General features: G+C 61.7%; 14 protein-coding genes. 11 read left to right on the top strand and 3 right to left on the bottom strand.

The window, feature by feature from the left end; genetic code table 11:
- Positions 1-68 precede the first annotated feature (68 nt).
- Together F6X39_RS28875 and F6X39_RS28870 are read left to right on the top strand one after the other, a co-directional pair.
- On the top strand, positions 69-515 hold the full coding sequence (locus F6X39_RS28875; protein ID WP_187619079.1) for a glycine zipper domain-containing protein: 447 nt from the start codon (positions 69-71) through the stop codon (positions 513-515).
- A 118-nt stretch (positions 516-633) separates the two neighbouring features.
- Entirely contained in the window at positions 634-885 is a 252-nt protein-coding gene (locus F6X39_RS28870; protein WP_184062163.1) for an EF-hand domain-containing protein, read from the top strand.
- 736 nt (positions 886-1621) lie between these two features.
- On the opposite strand, the gene F6X39_RS28865 is transcribed toward F6X39_RS28870, so the two are convergent.
- Positions 1622-2368 carry a response regulator gene (locus F6X39_RS28865; protein ID WP_187619078.1) on the bottom strand — a complete coding sequence of 249 codons (747 nt, stop codon included), beginning with the start codon at positions 2366-2368 and terminating at the stop codon, positions 1622-1624.
- Between the two features lie 724 nt (positions 2369-3092).
- Here F6X39_RS28865 and F6X39_RS28860 point away from each other — a divergent pair.
- The gene (locus tag F6X39_RS28860) at positions 3093-3839 is read left to right on the top strand and encodes a response regulator (RefSeq protein ID WP_187619077.1); all 747 of its coding nucleotides are present in this window, start codon (positions 3093-3095) and stop codon (positions 3837-3839) included.
- Between the two features lie 173 nt (positions 3840-4012).
- Here the strand turns inward: F6X39_RS28860 and F6X39_RS28855 are convergent, their stop codons facing one another.
- Together F6X39_RS28855 and F6X39_RS28850 are read right to left on the bottom strand one after the other, a co-directional pair.
- Positions 4013-4972: a response regulator transcription factor gene (locus F6X39_RS28855; protein WP_316251734.1), complete on the bottom strand. Its 960-nt coding sequence runs from the start codon at positions 4970-4972 to the stop codon at positions 4013-4015.
- 10 nt (positions 4973-4982) lie between these two features.
- Positions 4983-8411, bottom strand: a complete 3429-nt coding sequence (locus F6X39_RS28850; protein WP_187619075.1) for an ATP-binding protein — start codon at positions 8409-8411, stop codon at positions 4983-4985.
- Between the two features lie 181 nt (positions 8412-8592).
- Here F6X39_RS28850 and urtA point away from each other — a divergent pair, with 181 nt between their 5' ends.
- The 8 genes from urtA (at position 8593) to F6X39_RS28810 (ending at position 16266) form a co-directional block, all read left to right on the top strand.
- Entirely contained in the window at positions 8593-9867 is a 1275-nt protein-coding gene (gene urtA, locus F6X39_RS28845; RefSeq protein ID WP_090804068.1) for an urea ABC transporter substrate-binding protein, read from the top strand.
- Between the two features lie 55 nt (positions 9868-9922).
- Positions 9923-10840, top strand: a complete 918-nt coding sequence (gene urtB / locus F6X39_RS28840; RefSeq protein ID WP_090804070.1) for an urea ABC transporter permease subunit UrtB — start codon at positions 9923-9925, stop codon at positions 10838-10840.
- Positions 10841-10892: 52 nt separating this feature from the next.
- Entirely contained in the window at positions 10893-12059 is a 1167-nt protein-coding gene (urtC, locus tag F6X39_RS28835; protein WP_184039859.1) for an urea ABC transporter permease subunit UrtC, read from the top strand.
- 3 nt (positions 12060-12062) lie between these two features.
- Positions 12063-12806, top strand: coding sequence for an urea ABC transporter ATP-binding protein UrtD (gene urtD, locus F6X39_RS28830; protein WP_090804072.1), 744 nt, complete (start codon positions 12063-12065; stop codon positions 12804-12806).
- Between the two features lie 20 nt (positions 12807-12826).
- The gene (gene urtE, locus F6X39_RS28825; protein ID WP_187619074.1) at positions 12827-13516 is read left to right on the top strand and encodes an urea ABC transporter ATP-binding subunit UrtE; all 690 of its coding nucleotides are present in this window, start codon (positions 12827-12829) and stop codon (positions 13514-13516) included.
- A 52-nt stretch (positions 13517-13568) separates the two neighbouring features.
- The gene (fmdA, locus tag F6X39_RS28820; protein ID WP_184039865.1) at positions 13569-14807 is read left to right on the top strand and encodes a formamidase; all 1239 of its coding nucleotides are present in this window, start codon (positions 13569-13571) and stop codon (positions 14805-14807) included.
- A 25-nt stretch (positions 14808-14832) separates the two neighbouring features.
- Positions 14833-15168: an FmdB family zinc ribbon protein gene (locus tag F6X39_RS28815; RefSeq protein ID WP_187619073.1), complete on the top strand. Its 336-nt coding sequence runs from the start codon at positions 14833-14835 to the stop codon at positions 15166-15168.
- Between the two features lie 72 nt (positions 15169-15240).
- Complete coding sequence (locus F6X39_RS28810) at positions 15241-16266, top strand: aliphatic amidase (RefSeq protein WP_184039871.1); 1026 nt, start codon at positions 15241-15243, stop codon at positions 16264-16266.
- Positions 16267-16321 lie beyond the last annotated feature (55 nt).

Raw genomic sequence — 16321 nt, 5'->3', positions numbered from 1 at the left:
TTGTCAGCCTCGCTATTGGGTTGGGCATGGCGGGGTGTGCGGTTACGCCGCCCAGTGCGCCTACCGTCATGGCGGTCCCAGCGAACGGCAAGACCCTCAACCAGTTCCAGCAGGACGACTATGGCTGCCGCACATACGCGACGCAGGTCGTGAATCCGGCGGCGGCCTCGCATCAGCCGGCAACCTCCGGACTTGCTGCTACCGCCGTCGGCACGGCTGGAGGCGCCGCGGCGGGGGCTCTGATCGGCGCCGGGGCGGGCAACGCCGGTGCCGGCGCCGCAATCGGTGCGGGTGCCGGACTGCTGCTCGGCAGCATGATGGGCTCGGCGCAGCACAATCAGACCGAAGCGTCGTTGCAGCAGCAATACGACAACGCGTACGCGCAATGCATCACGGCAAAGGGAGATACGATCGAAACACCTCGTCCGGCAGCGATCGTCGTGCCTGTACGCCCCGTGCCGCCCCGCGCCGTAATCTATGGCGCCCCCCCACCTTACTACTACGCACCGTACTGATTTCGCTCATATGGTCGTGGCATGGCTTGACCTGGAATTCTGCCGGCTGGAAACTTGGGTCGAGCTTCGTCCCCTGGCTATTCCGTGCACGTCATTCATTTTCTTAAAGGAATCTTTGATGAAACGTTTATTCATTATTCTGGCTGCAACGTTCGCTGTGTCGTCTGCGTTCGCGCAGAGCAGCATGCAGCAGATGTTGGAAGCGCGCTTTACTGCCGCGAATGCAACTCATGACGGCAAGCTCACGAAAGAACAGGCGGAGGCAGGTATGCCGCGCGTCGCAGCCCATTTCGATGAGATCGATACTACGCATCAAGGGTACGTGACGCTTGAGCAGATCGAGCAGTTCGCTGCGCAGCATCGGCAGTAAGCGCTTGCAAGGCAAGCTTCAATACCCTCGGCTGGTTCAACCGTGTATTGAATATGTCCCATCGGGTCGCCTCATCACGTCGAATGATGGGGCTGCTGCGCGCTCCGGTAACCCGACGCTAACAACCCGCCATGCGCAAGCCGATAGCTAGAAGTTCTGCGGGCCTTCGTCCCCAGCGGTAATGCCTGAACGCATCCCTAATGCCAGTCGCTGAGCCTCAATTGAAAGGAGTTGAAATAATGCCTGATGCGCGTGTTCTTTGTCGCTTTGCGCTTGCTGCCGGTTTTTGCATGAGTGCCGCGGTGCTTAGCGGCTGTGTAGTCGTTCCGGTGGGTCGTCCAATAATGGCTCGGCCACTGGTTGTAGTCCCTCGACCGCCACTGATCGTCGCTCCCGCGTACTATTGACCTGAGTCTATTCGTGTCCGCCCCGTGGGCGGGCGGGATGCATAGCGGCCGCTTTGCATCCTGTCCGAAGCTCGCCGCAGGGACGATGCGCAACTGCGTCCAGTTCACGGATAGCGACCAGGATATAACGGCCGCTCAAAAATCGTGTATATCTGAGTGAGTCAGTGAGCCGGCCCTCGACTTATCTTCGATTACCCTTGCCATGGCGTTCGCGGTGGTCACCACTTGGCCGCTGCTACCGTATAGTAGTTTGGCGACTGGTCGCGCTCGAAGCAATAAGCGCATATTCCGCGAAAGGCGCAACAGCAGCATGAGGGCGACCAGAGACCTCAGTTATGCGAATGGTGAGTCGATGTGCCGGCAGCATGCTCTTCGAGGTCCGGCACGAAGACGTATCCGCACCCGCGAACGGTCTGGATGAATCGTGGTGTCGACGGGTCAGTTTCCACGATGCGGCGCAGACGATAGACCTGAACGTCGATGCCGCGATCGGCGGACTCGGATTCCGCGCCATGAAGTGACTTGAGCAGACGCCGGCGGGTGAGTGTGCACATGGGAGAATTAACGAAAATCTGCAGCAGCGCAAACTCACTGGCAGATAAGGTAAGAGACGTCTCTCCGCTATTCAGAGTGCGCGACTGAAAGTCCAGCGTGAACGCGCCGAATGTGTAAGGTTGCCGTCGTTGGGGAATGCCCGCATCGGGTACGGCGCGCTGGCGCCGCAGCACTGACTGAATCCGTGCTACCAGCTCACGCGGGTTAAACGGTTTGCGGAGATAGTCATCGGCACCCAATTCAAGGCCAGCGATGCGGTCCTCTTCGTTGGCGCGGGCGGTGAGCATCAAGACTGGAATGTCGTCGCCTGATGCGCGCAACCTACGTAGTGCCGTCAAGCCGTCGACTCCCGGCATCATAAGATCGAGCACTATCAGGTCCGGGCGTTCGTGTTTGAGCCGGTGTTCGAGCGAACGCGCATCATGTAGCACTGACACGTCGAAACCCCACCTTACCAGGTAGCGGCGAGTCGCATCACACAATTCGGCGTCGTCGTCGATTAGAAGAATCTGAGCTGACATAGGAAGAGAATAACGATCACAAACGAGTGATGACCGGGGCCGCGACTAACCGCAATGCGAGCGCACCGCAGAAGCTGCAGCACACGATCGATCGAAGAAATGTAGGCGAATTTCATAACGCCAGGTGTTAGCAAATCATGTCAAGAAATGTCATCGACGGGGCCTGTTTTTCTGTCCGCAAATGCACGGGTGCACTCGCTTTCTCGCTGACCACGAGCGACAGATGTAATATGAGCAGTCAGGATGGCATGCCCGGTACATACGGGTGGCGCCGGCCGGTCGTGGGCTTTCGCCAGTCAGTGTTGTGGCCAGCACAATCGATGACATCTTTTGACATACCTTTCCAACACATCCAGTGCGGAGATCCTTGTATATTCCGTTCGTCGAACCATACGGAACTTCCTGTGGCATGCAGATGCATGCGAAGGTGTTAGCGGATTGCAAGTCCGTTTTCTTGCCAAAGGAGGCATTGGATGCCGCTACGGAACTGCATGCCGCACTGGCACTGTCTGAGGTGCAACGTATCGCCGCAGACATCAAGCGGATTGGTAAGCAGTGCAGGCGCAACTGCAGGCCGGCAGGCCGCCCGGCGCAGCCCGCTTCGACGAGATTGTCGCCGCCCACCGAGGCACGTGACGGCTGTAGCAAAGCTAAGCGGTTCGCCGCGTAGCATCGGAAACAGGAACTAAAAGACAGGCTTTATTAGAGGTGTCTGCTTAATCATATGTCAGATGATCTGCCAACCGGTCGCATCATCGTGCTTGACGATGATGTTGAAATCCGCAATATGCTGCAACGCTTTCTGACGGCACAAGGTTTCTCGGTGCGCGCGGTGAAGACAGGCATTGAGTTGGACGTATTGATCGAGCGCTACCCGTTCGACCTGTTGATTCTCGATATCATGATGCCAGGCGAAGACGGCCTGTCCATCTGCCGTCGGTTGCGTGCTCGGAGAGAGACGATCCCCATCCTCATGCTGACAGCGCGTGGCGATCCCGCGGACAAGGTCGTAGGTTTGGAGATTGGCGCCGACGACTATCTCGCGAAACCGTTTCTGCCGAGCGAGCTGATAGCGCGGGTTCGGGCGATGTTACGTCGGCAGCAGTTTCAGGTGCGCCTGCAAAACGTGCGGGGCGAGGTGCTGCTCGCAGGCGAGTCGCAATGCTTGCGGTTCGGCGCCTTCAGGCTGGACGTTCGGCGTAGAGAATTGATGTCGGACGAAGCGGGCATCGTCGAACTCGGCGCAGCTGAAATGCGTCTCCTGTGTGCGCTTGCGGAGACGCCAAACCGTCCCGTAAGCCGCGCAAATCTGATAGAGCGCGCGCGCGGGTCGCAATATGAGGCGAGCGCCCGCAGCGTTGACGTGCAAGTTCTTCGCTTACGACAGGTGATTGAGACAGAGGCAACCTCGCCGCGACATATCCGCACAGTGTGGGGCCTCGGCTACATGCTCGTTGCAACCTCAAACTAAAGCGTCACCTGTTGGACGCTCGAAAGTGACATTCAGGCCGCTTCCTCTGCTTTCCGTGTACACCGCGCGCAACGCCGTGGCTACAGCGTTCATCGGGCCTCTTGCGCTGCAACTCCCGCAACTCGTGTGGCTCCCGTAGTTTCCGTCATCGCTTGCGCGACCGTTCAGCTATTTCAGGCCCTGTCCAGCGCCTTGATCGCAAGCGCAGCGCCAGCCGCGCGCGTCTCGACGTGCAGCTTACGGAACAGATGTTCGAGGTGCTTGTTCACCGTGCGCGGCGCCATGCCGAGAATGTCGCCGATATCGCGATTCGTCTTGCCGCGAGAGACCCAGAGCAGCACTTCGGCCTCGCGCGCCGTCAAATTGAAGCGCGCCGCGAGTGCGCTGCTGTGCACAGTGTCATCGGTCTCCTTGAGGGTGAGGATCCACTCTCCAGGATCGGGAGCGGAGGTTGCGCTCGCAGAACGCCGCACGTGTCCTGCGGTGAATTCGAGGACGGCGCCGGTCGGACTCCCGCGCCCGAGCCAGTCCGCAAACCAGTCGCGCAACAGCGGCGGCAACATGGGGTGCGCAACCGCTTGCACGAGGTCATCGGCGTGGCTGGCCCGGTAGGCAGAAATTTGCCGTGCCGCTTGCGGACTCTGCCAGCGGATCGCGCCATCGGCGCCGACGATCAGCGCCGCCCGCGCATCGAGCGACAGTGCCGCGTGCGCATAGAGTTGCGCACGTGAGCGCTGCACGTGTGCGCCAATGCGCGCGCAAACCTCCTCGGGACGCACGGGTTTCGTCACATAGTCGATGCCGCCGACGCGAAACGCGCGCACCACATGCTCGCTTTCCGTTAATGCCGTCATGAAGATCACGGGCAGATGTTCGTGGCGAACGTCCTGCTTCAGGTGGCTGCAGGTCTCGAAGCCGTCCATGCCAGGCATCATCGCGTCGAGCAACACGACGTCGGGCGTCACGCGTGCGAGGCGCTTGAGCGCATCTTCGCCCGAGAGCGCGACCAGCACCGCGTAACCATGTGCCTGAAGCGTATCGGAGAGAAATGCGAGGTTGTCCGGCGTGTCGTCGACAATCAACACGACGGGACGCTCGCGCAGCCACTCGGGCGACGCATCGGTGGAGTTCATCGCGCGCGCGTCAGACGTCCGCGGCGCGAGACAGTCGGTCGAGTTCATGCTCAAGCTCCCTTAGCTGAAAGCGTTCCGCCAAAGCGCGCAACACGTCGATCTGCTCCTGTAGCGCGGGCCATGTCGCGCGCGCCGAGTCGAGTTGTTCGATCACGCCTTGCAGGTAGCCGACTTCGAGGTGTGCGCGCAGCCGCTCGAGCATCGCTTTCGGCCACGCGACATCCAGTGACGCGTGCCTGACGGGCGGCGTGGCTTGCGTGGACGTGGACGGCTCGGATGCGATCCAGTCGAGCACGAGTAACTGCGCGAGCTTGTCGAGCAACAAATTGATCTGGAGCGGCTTCACGAGATATCCGGCGCATCCGGTCGCGCTCGCGCGTTCCCGATCGTCGGCAAATGCATTGGCCGAAAGCAGCACGATCGGGGCGTTCGACAACTGGTTTTCGCGGATCAGCCGGCTGGCTTCGTAGCCGTCCATCAGCGGCATTGAGATGTCCATGATGATCACGTCGACGCTGTGTGTCGCCAGCCAGCGCAACGCGTCGGGGCCGCTCTCCGCCTCGGCGACGTCGAAGCCGAGCGGCGTCAGCAGTTGCACGACGATGCCGCGCTGATCCGCGAGATCGTCGACGACGAGAATCGCGCGCTTCGGCCCGGTATAGCCGCGGATCGCCGCGAGTTCAGTGCGCGCGTCGGCTGCGCTGTTCACTGCTGGCGCGAACAGTCGCACGATGAAGCGGGTGCCGCGCCCGACCTCGCTGTCCACTTCCAGACTGCCACCGAGTGCCTGCGTGAGAAGCCGGCAGATCGTGAGCCCCAGTCCCGCGCCGTGATCGTGCGCATGCGCCGCTTCGCCTCGCTCGAACGGCAGGAACAGGCGCTCCATCTCGGCCGGAGGAATTCCGGGGCCGGTGTCGACTACTTCGAACTTCAACGTGTCGAGCACGTGACTCACACGCAGCGTCACAGTACCCGTGGACGTGAAGCGAATCGCGTTGCCGATCAGGTTGGTCAAAATCTGACCCATGCATTTCTGGTCGGTACGCACGGTGGCGGGCAGGCGGCCTACGGTCTGCACGTCGAAAGCGAGCGTTTTCTCGAGCGCCTGCGGGCGCAGCATTGAGGTGACGTGCGCGACGAAATCCACCAGTGACACGCGTGCGATGTTCAGTTCCAGCTTGCCCGCCTCGATACGCGCGACGTCGAGCAGCCCATCGACGAGCGCAAGCAGATGTTCGCCGCTGCGGTGAATCGTTCGCACGGCACTGTAGCGCGTCGGCGAAAACTCCTCTTTCGCCTGCAAAAGCAACTGTGCGTAGCCGAGAATGCTGTTCAGCGGTGTGCGCAACTCGTGGCTCAAACCGGACACATAGCGGCTTTTCGCCTGATTCGCCGATTCGGCGGCGGCCGTCGCGCGCTTGAGCGCGGCGTCGGTTTTCTGGTGCGCGTCGATTTCCTGCATCAGCAATTCGTTTTGCCGTTGCGATTCTTCCTGCGTGACGCGACGGCTTTCGCGCTCCAGCACGAACCACCACGCCGCTATGCAGCCGACGAGAGAAAGCGCGAAGAATATCTTCAGAAAACTGTGGCCGATCGCGCTGTCGATCGACGATCCGTCGACGGCGAGCGAGGTCACACTCTGTGACCAGATCAGATAGAGCACGCTCGCGAGCACCGCGAGTATCGCGCACATGAGGCTGGCATAGTGCATGAGACGCAGCGCGGCTGGGCCGAGCCGCACGCGGGGAAACACGCGATGTAGCGCGCGATCGGCTTGCGACGCGAAGCGTGCGTGCGGCTTGCAGCGATCGTGGCAGCGCGAATCGAGCGAACAGCACAGCGAGCAGATCGTGCCGCCGTAGGCAGGGCAGAAGGCTGTGTCTTCCGGTTCGAACGCGTTCTCGCAGATCGCGCAGCGAAGCGAAGTGGCGTTGCCCGTGGGTTGGGCGGCGCGCGCGATGTAGTAGCGTCCGCGCGTGACGATCGCGAGCACCGGAGCACAGGCGACTGCCACGCCGAACGCGATGAACGACGACATGGCTTGTGCCAGCAAGCCGAACATGCCGCTCTGCGCGAGCATCGCGGCGGCGGCGGCGATCAGCATCGCGCCTACGCCGACGGGATTCACGTCGTACAGATGTGCGCGTTTGAATTCGATATGACGCGGGCTAAGCCCAAGCGGCTTGTTGATGACGAGATCGGCGAACAGTGCGCCGATCCACGCGATCGCGATGTTTGCGTAGAGCGACAGCACCTTGGCGATCGCATCGAATACACCCATTTCCACGAGCAGCAGCGCGATCATCACATTGAACACGAGCCACACCACCCGCCCCGGATGGCTATGCGTCAGACGGGCAAAAAAATTCGACCACGCGAGCGAGCCCGCGTACGCATTCGTCACGTTGATCTTCAACTGCGAAACGATCACGAACAGCGTCATCGCGGGCAGCGCCCAGCTCGCGAGCCCAAACGGATCGAGCAGCAAGTGATAGGCGACGAGGTACATCTGGGTGGGCTGCGTGGCCTCCGCCGGACTGACTTCATACTGGATCGCGACGAAGGCGAGGAATGCGCCGCCGAGCATCTTGAGCGCGCCGGGCACGATCCAGCCTGGTCCCGCCGACAGCAGCGCGAGCCACCAGCGCGTGTGGTTCTTTGCAGTCAGCGGCGGCAGGAAGCGCAAGTAATCCACCTGCTCGCCGACCTGCACGATCAATGCAAACACCACGGTCGAGGCCTGCCCGAACGCGATCACGCTGAACGCGCGGCCTTGCGCAGCGAAGCCGGCAAAGGTCGTCCATTCGTGCACCAGACCCGGATGGTGCCACAGCACAGCCGCATAGGGCAGCGCGAACAGTACCAGCCACAGCGGCTGAGTCCAGCTTTGCAGCCGATTGATCAGCGTGATGCCGAACATCACGATCGGAATCACGACGAGCGAGCTCAGTACATAGGCGATCGCCAGCGAGATATGAAAATAGAGTTGCAACGCGAGCGACATGATGGCCGCTTCGAGCGCGAAGAAAATAAACGTGAAGACGGCATAGAGCAGCGACGTGAGCGTCGAGCCGATATAGCCGAAGCCCGCGCCGCGCGTCAGCAGATCCATGTCGACGCCATGGCGCGCGGCGTAAAAGCTGATCGGCAGACTGGTGAGCCAGATGAGCACCGATACGACCGCGATCGCCCAGACCGCGTTCGTAAAGCCATAGTTGACGACGAGACTGCCGCCGATCGCTTCGAGCACCAGAAAAGACACGGCGCCGATTGCCGTGTTGGCGACGCGCAGTTCCGACCAGCGTCGAAACGAACGCGGCGTGAAGCGCAACGCGTAATCCTCGAGCGTTTCGTCGCCGACCCACGCATTGTAGTCGCGCCGCACCTTGACGATGCGTTGGGTACTGGGCGTGCCCACTGACGGGTGACTCTGGGGCATGGAGATGATCTGGATTGGTGCGGAAACGATCGGATCGGTGTCTGATGCAAATTACATTCCAGTGCGACTGCGGGGAATACGTCAATCGACGTATTCCGGTTGCCAATTTGGCTTTCTACATTGCGTCCAACCTCGAACCAGCTCTCGCAAGAAGCGCAGGGCGACCGATAAGGAGAATGTGATGTCCGCAGACGATCGAATCGATGATGATGCTCGCACACCGTCGCCGTTGCGCCGGAAACTGATCGGCGGCCTCGCCGCCGCGCCGTTGATGGCGCTGGGGCTGCCTCGTACTTCATTTGCTCAAACGCCGCCCACCGCGAAGGTGAACACCACCGGACTCGCGGTGACCGATACCACGGTGACAGTCGGCCAGTTGCATTCGGCGACCGGCACGATGGCGATTTCCGAAACCGGTTCGATCCAGGCCGAACGCCTCGCGATCGAGCAGATCAACGCAATGGGCGGCGTGCTCGGGCGCAAGATCCAGATCATTCAGGAAGACGGCGCCTCCGACTGGCCGACTTTCGCGGAGAAGTCGAAGAAGCTGCTCGAGAACGATCACGTCGCGGCCGTGTTCGGCTGCTGGACCTCGGCCTCGCGCAAGGCAGTGCTGCCGGTGTTCGAGAAGGACAACGGGCTGCTCTATTACCCGACCTTCTACGAAGGCCTCGAACAGTCGAAGAACGTGTTCTACACGGGCCAGGAAGCGACCCAGCAGATTCTCTGGGCGCTCGACTGGGCGTCGAACACGAAGAAGGCCAAGACGTTTTTCCTGATTGGTTCCGACTATATCTGGCCGCGTACGTCGAACAAGATCGCGCGCCGTCATATCGAGCAGCATCTGCACGCGAAGGTCGTCGGCGAGGAGTATTACCCGCTCGGCACGACCGAGTTTGCGTCGCTGATGAACAAGATCAAGCTCGCGCGGCCGGACTGCATTTTCGCGAGCGTGGTGGGCGGCTCGAACGTTGCGTTCTACAAGCAGCTCAAGGCGGCCGGTATCACTCCGCAGAAGCAGTTCCTGCTGACGCTGTCGGTCACCGAGGACGAAGTGCTCGGCATCGGCGGCGACAACTTCGCGGGCTTCTATTCGTCGATGAAATACTTCGAGGCACTCGATAACGAGAACAACAAGAAGTTCGTCGCTGCGTTCAAGGCGCGCTACGGCCAGAAGTCCGTGATCGGCGACGTGACCCAGGCCGCGTATCTCGGCCCATGGATCTGGAAGGCCGCCTGCGAGCGCGCGGGCAGCTTCGACGTGGACAAGGTGGTGGCGTCGTCGGCGGGCATCGACGTGGCCAATGCGCCGCAGGGCTATGCGAAGGTCGATGCGAATCACCACCTGTGGAGCCGCTCGCTGATCGGCCAGGGCCAGGCAGACGGCCAATTCAAGGTCGTCGCGCAGTCCGACCAGCCGATCCAGCCGAATCCGTTCCCGAAGGGCTACATGTAATCCGTCAACCGCAGCTGCGCGGCGACGCAATGCGCCGCCGCGCGAGGAGCGCTCGATGTCCGCCACCGACATTTTCAACATCACGCTGATGCAGGGCTTCGCCGGTCTGAGCCTGTTCAGCGTTCTGCTCCTGATGGGGCTTGGGCTCGCCGTGATCTTCGGCCAGATGGGCGTGATCAACATGGCGCACGGTGAATTCATGACGATCGGCGCTTATACCGTCTACATGTTTTCGTGGTTCTCGCAGAACGTCTGGCACGCGTTCACGCCGGTGTACTTTTTCTTCGCGATCGTCGCGGCGTTCGGCCTCGCGTTCGCGGCGGGCTGGCTCGCTGAATGGGCATTGATCCGCCATCTATACCGCCGTCCGCTCGACACGCTGCTCGCTACCTGGGGTCTGAGTCTCGGCATGCAGCAAGTGTTTCGCTCGACGTTCGGGCCGAAGGAAGTGAGTCCTGCGCTGCCCGACTGGCTGATGGGCTCCTGGGAGCCAGCGCCTGGCCTGGATATTCCAGTCAGCGGCATGTTCGTGATGGGACTCGCGCTGGTCATGACAGGTGGACTGCTGCTCGCGCTCTACCGCTCGCGCTGGGGCCTGCGCGTGCGTGCCACGGTTGCCAACCGGCCCATGGCCAACGCTGCCGGCATCAACACGCGGCGCACTGACCGGATGACCTTCGCGATCGGCTGCGGTATTGCGGGGGTGGCGGGCGCGGCGTTCACAGCGATCGGCTCGACCGGACCCACCAGCGGTTCTCTCTATATCGTCGATTCGTTTCTTGTCGTCACCTTTGGCGGCGCGGCGAGCCTGCTCGGCACCGTGGCCTCGGCGTTCGGCATCGCGCAGATGCAGTCGATCAGCGAGTTTTTCCTGTCGGGTTCGATTGCACGTGTTCTTACGCTGCTGACGGTCGTCGTGATCCTGATGCTGCGTCCGCAGGGACTCTTTGCGTCGAAGGTGCGGCGCGTGTGAGTGCGGGGCGCCGTGCACGGCTCATTCACCGATTAATTCGTAGGAGATGGACATGGAACCCATCCAAGCCGTGGCGGGGAGCGTTTCCCCGCGATCCGGTCCCAGCGCGCCGGGAGGCTGGCGCGCGCTCGCGATGCGGCTCGACGCGTCGGGTTACGTGGGCATCGCGATACTCGCGGTGCTGATCGTTGTCGTGTTTCCGCTTGTGCTGGATACGTTTCGCCTGAACCTGATGGGCAAGTACCTCACCTACGCTTTCGTGGCGATTGGCCTCGTGATCGCGTGGGGCTACGGCGGCGTGCTCAGCCTCGGACAAGGCGTGTTCTTCGGCCTCGGCGGTTACGCGATGGCGATGTTCCTCAAGCTTGAGGCGTCCGACCCGGCCGCCACCCACACGCAGACCACGCCCGGCATTCCCGACTTCATGGACTGGAATCAGCTCACCGCGCTGCCTACGTGGTGGAGGCCGTTTCATTCTCTACCGTTCTCGATCCTCGCCGTGCTCGTGGTGCCTACGGCTCTCGCGTTCGTCGTCGGTTATGCGATGTTCAAGCGGCGGGTGGGCGGCGTGTACTTCGCGATCATCACGCAGGCGGTCGCCTTGATTCTTTCGGTGCTGATCATCGGCCAGCAAGGATATACGGGCGGCGTGAACGGGATCACCGATCTGCGCACGCTGCTCGGCTGGGACATCCGCACCGACCATGCGAAGCTGGTTCTTTATTTCGTCAATGCGGTGCTGCTGATCGGCGCGCTGCTCGCCTGTCGCTGGGTCCAGCGCAGCAAGCTCGGCACGCTGCTGCTCGCGATGCGCGACAAGGAGGACCGCGTGCGCTTCTCCGGCTACGACGTCGCGATGTTCAAGGTGTTCGCGTTCTGCCTCGCGGCGCTGCTCGCGGCTGTCGGCGGCGCAATGTTCACGTTGCAGGTGGGTTTCATGTCACCGTCGTTCGTCGGCATCGTGCCGTCGATCGAGATGGTGATCTATGCCGCAGTCGGCGGGCGCATGTCACTGGTGGGCGCGGTGTATGGCGCGATTCTCGTCAACCTCGGCAAAAGCTGGTTCTCGGAGAGCCTGCCTAATCTCTGGCTCTATCTGATGGCGGCGATGTTCATCGGCGTGGTGATGGCCTTTCCGAACGGGCTCGCGGGTCTCTACGAAGAGCATGCCCGGCCGCGTATCCGCCGGTGGCTCGGCGCAGCGAACAAGGAGATCTGACGCATGAGCAACACTGACTTTCTGCTTGCGATCGAAGATCTGAGCGTGTCGTTCGACGGTTTCAAGGCGATCGATTCGTTGAACCTCTATCTCGAGCGCGGCGAATTGCGCGTCGTGATCGGCCCGAACGGTGCGGGCAAAACGACGCTGCTCGATCTGATTTGCGGCAAGACCAGGGAAACCGCCGGCAGCATCAAGTTCCGCAACGAGGAAATCACAAATCTCGCCGAGTTCCGGCGGGTGCGCAAGGGCATCGGCCGCAAGTTCCAGACGCCGTCGATCTACGAAAACCTGAGCGTCGCGCAAAACCTCGAAGTGTCGTTTCCGCGCGGACGCAGCGTGTTCGGCGCGCTCGCCTATCGCGAGGATGCCGAAGTGGCCGACCGGGTGCGTGCGGTAGCCGATGAGATCGGTCTTGCCGCTTCGCTCGATCTCGAAGCCGGGCTGCTGTCGCACGGCCAGAAGCAGTGGCTGGAAATCGGCATGTTACTGATGCAGGACCCCGAACTCCTGATGCTGGACGAACCGATTGCAGGCATGAGCGCGCGCGAACGGGAAGTCACGGCGGAACTGCTCGATCACATTTGCCGCAATCGCTCGATGATCGTGATCGAGCACGACATGGCCTTCGTCGAGCGGATCGCGCACAAGGTCACGGTCATGCATCAAGGCAAGATCCTCGCGGAAGGGCCGATGGCGCAGGTGCAATCCGATCCTCGCGTGATCGATGTCTATCTCGGCCACTGAATTTACACGGAGAACACATCATGCTGGAAGTCGACGATCTCGTGGTCAGCTACGGCCAGAGCGAGGTGCTGCACGGCATCGGATTTTCCGTGGCGAACGGCGAAAGCGTCGCGGTGATGGGCCGCAACGGCATGGGCAAGACGACGCTTTTCAAGGCGCTAATCGGCATGCTGCCCGCCAATCGCGGCACGGTGCGGGTGGGCGGCGCCGACGTGTCCAAAGACGAGAGCTACCGGCGCGTGGCGAAAGGCATCGGCTACGTGCCGCAAGGCCGGCAGATCTTCGCGTCGCTGAGCGTCGAGGAGAACATCCAGACGGGCCTCGAAAAGGCGCGCAGCCAGCTCGTGCCCGACGATCTCTACGCGCTCTTTCCCGTGCTGTTCGACATGCGACGGCGCAAGGGCGGCAACCTCTCGGGCGGCCAGCAACAGCAGCTCGCGATTGCGCGCGCGCTCGCGACCGATCCGAAGGTGTTGCTGCTCGACGAGCCTACCGAGGGCATTCAGCCGTCCGTCATCAAGGACATCGCGAAGGCACTCAATCAGATTCGCACGAGCCGCAACATCGCCATCGTGGTGTCCGAGCAGGTGTTGAGCTTCGCGCTCGACGTCGCCGACCGGCTCTTCGTGATCGAAGGCGGCCGCTTCGTACATCAAAGCACCCGCGATGCAGGCGACACCGACCGCATCCGCGAATACCTCTCGGTATGAGTGCGGCGCACCGAACCGCATTTACTGACCCTCGAATCATGGAGCGAACGCAATGCCCGAAACTCTCATCAAGGTGGATCTGAACCAGCCGGCCTACGAAAACACGCAGGTGCACAACCGCTGGCACCCGGATATTCCGATGGCTTGCTGGGTCAAGCCCGGCGACGACTTCATCCTCGAAACCTACGACTGGACCGGCGGCTTCATCAAGAACGATGACAGCGCCGACGACGTGCGCGACATCGATCTGTCGATCGTCCATTTTCTGTCCGGCCCGGTCGGCGTGCATGGCGCGGAACCCGGCGATCTGCTGGTCGTGGACCTGCTCGACATCGGTGCGAAGTCCGAGAGCCAGTGGGGCTTCAACGGATTTTTCTCGAAGTCCAATGGCGGCGGTTTTCTCACCGACCATTTTCCCGCCGCGCAGAAGTCGATCTGGGATTTTCACGGCGTCTACACGAACTCGCGCCACATTCCGGGCGTGAATTTCGCGGGTCTGATTCACCCCGGCCTGATCGGATGCCTGCCTGATCCGAAACTGCTAGAAACGTGGAACGCACGCGAAACCGGCCTGATCGCGACCGCGCCGGAGCGCGTGCCGCCACTGGCGAATCCGCCGTTCGCCGCGACCGCGCATATGGGGCAACTCACGGGCGACGCGCGTGACAAGGCGGCGGCGCAAGGGGCGCGCACCGTGCCGCCGCGGGAGCACGGCGGTAATTGCGACATCAAGGATCTGTCGCGCGGCTCGAAGGTGTTCTTCCCCGTCTACGTGGATGGCGCAGGACTTTCCGTCGGCGATCTGCACTTCAGCCAGGGCGACGGCGAGATCACGTTTTGCGGCGCGATCGAAATGGCGGGCTGGGTACACATGCGCGTGAATCTGATCAAGGGTGGCATGGCGAAATACGGAATTCGCAATCCGGTATTCCAGCCGAGTCCTATCACGCCGAATTACAACGATTACCTCATTTTCGAAGGCATTTCGGTCGACGAGCAGGGCGCTCAGCATTATCTCGACGTGACGGTCGCGTATCGGCAGGCTTGTCTGAACGCGATCGAGTATCTGAAGAAGTTCGGCTATTCGGGCGCGCAGGCGTATTCGTTGCTCGGTTGTGCGCCGGTGCAGGGGCACATCAGCGGCGTGGTCGATATTCCCAATGCGTGCGCGACCTTGTGGCTGCCGACACAGATTTTCGACTTCGACATTCGCCCAAATGCCGATGGGCCCATCCAGCACATCAAGGGTGGTGTGGATTTGCCATGCTCGCCGGATCTGGCGAACGTCTGAGCCAACGCTACCAGGAGAGCTTGTCATGCCGATCTACGACTTCGAATGCGTGAGTTGCGGTCCCTTTTCCGTCATGCGGCGCATGGCGGACCGCGAAAAGCCTTGCCGCTGTCCCGAGTGCGGAGGGGAGAGTGGCCGAGTGATCAGCGCGCCGTCGCTAGCCTTGATGGCGAATACACGGCGCTCCGCGTACGCAACGAACGAGCGCGCGCAGCACGCGCCGCGCCAGTCCGGTGACGGGGCGCCGTTGCGTCATCGGGCAGGATGCAGTTGCTGCTCGGGTGGCAGCGCGAAGCTCGCGGGATCGGCTTCGGACGGACTCAAACGGCCGGAAGGACGACCATGGATGATCAGCCACTAGTGAGTGTGTGCTGAAGCGGAGCGGGCGGACCGAAGTCCGCCTGCGATCTGAGGGACTTAAGGAGGATATGTCATGCGACATGGCGATATTTCGAGCAGCAACGATTGCGTGGGCGTCGCGGTGGTCAACTACAAGATGCCGCGTCTGCATACGAAGGCGGAGGTGCTCGACAACGCGCGCCGCATCGCCGGCATGGTGATCGGCATGAAACAGGGCTTGCCTGGCATGGATCTCGTCGTGTTTCCCGAGTATTCGACGCACGGCATCATGTACGACCGGCAGGAGATGTTCGATACGGCGTCGACGGTGCCGGGCGAGGAGACGGAAATATTTGCGGCGGCGTGCCGCCAGGCCAACGTCTGGGGGGTGTTCTCGATCACGGGAGAGCGTCACGAAGAACATCCGCGTAAGGTGCCGTACAACACGCTCGTGCTGATCGACAATCGCGGCGAGATCGTGCAGAAGTATCGCAAGATCATGCCTTGGACGCCGATCGAAGGCTGGTATCCGGGCGATCGTACCTACGTGACGGATGGGCCGAAGGGTCTGAAGATCAGCCTGATCATCTGCGATGACGGCAACTATCCCGAGATCTGGCGCGACTGCGCGATGAACGGCGCGGAATTGATCGTGCGCTGCCAGGGCTACATGTATCCGGCCAAGGAGCAGCAGGTGATGGTGGCTAAGGCAATGGCGTGGATGAATAACACTTACGTCGCCGTGGCGAATGCCACGGGCTGGGACGGCGTGTATTCGTACTTCGGTCACTCGGCGATCGTGGGTTTCGACGGGCGCACGCTCGGCGAGTGCGGCGAGGAGGAGATGGGCGTGCAGTACGCGGAGCTCTCGCTGAGCATGATCCGCGACGCGCGGCGCACGATGCAGTCGCAGAACCATCTATACAAACTTCTGCACCGCGGGTACACGGGCACGATCAATTCGGGCGACGGCGCGAACGGCGTGGCGGCCTGTCCGTTTGGGTTCTATCGCGACTGGATCGAAGACCCCGACGGCACGCGCCGCCGCGTCGAAGCACTCACGCGCCCGACGCCAGGGACGCCGGAGTGTCCGATTGAAGGGATTCCGAACGGGGCGTGAGGATTGGTTCGCCGGGCGTTGTCACGTTCGCGCGCTGGTCAGCTACGATGACGTG

Origin of the sequence: Paraburkholderia sp. UCT2, assembly GCF_014397665.1 — a bacterium.
Taxonomy (GTDB): domain Bacteria; phylum Pseudomonadota; class Gammaproteobacteria; order Burkholderiales; family Burkholderiaceae; genus Paraburkholderia; species Paraburkholderia tuberum.
Note: the sequence above shows the minus strand (reverse complement) of the source record. Positions and strands in the feature narration are given on the sequence as shown.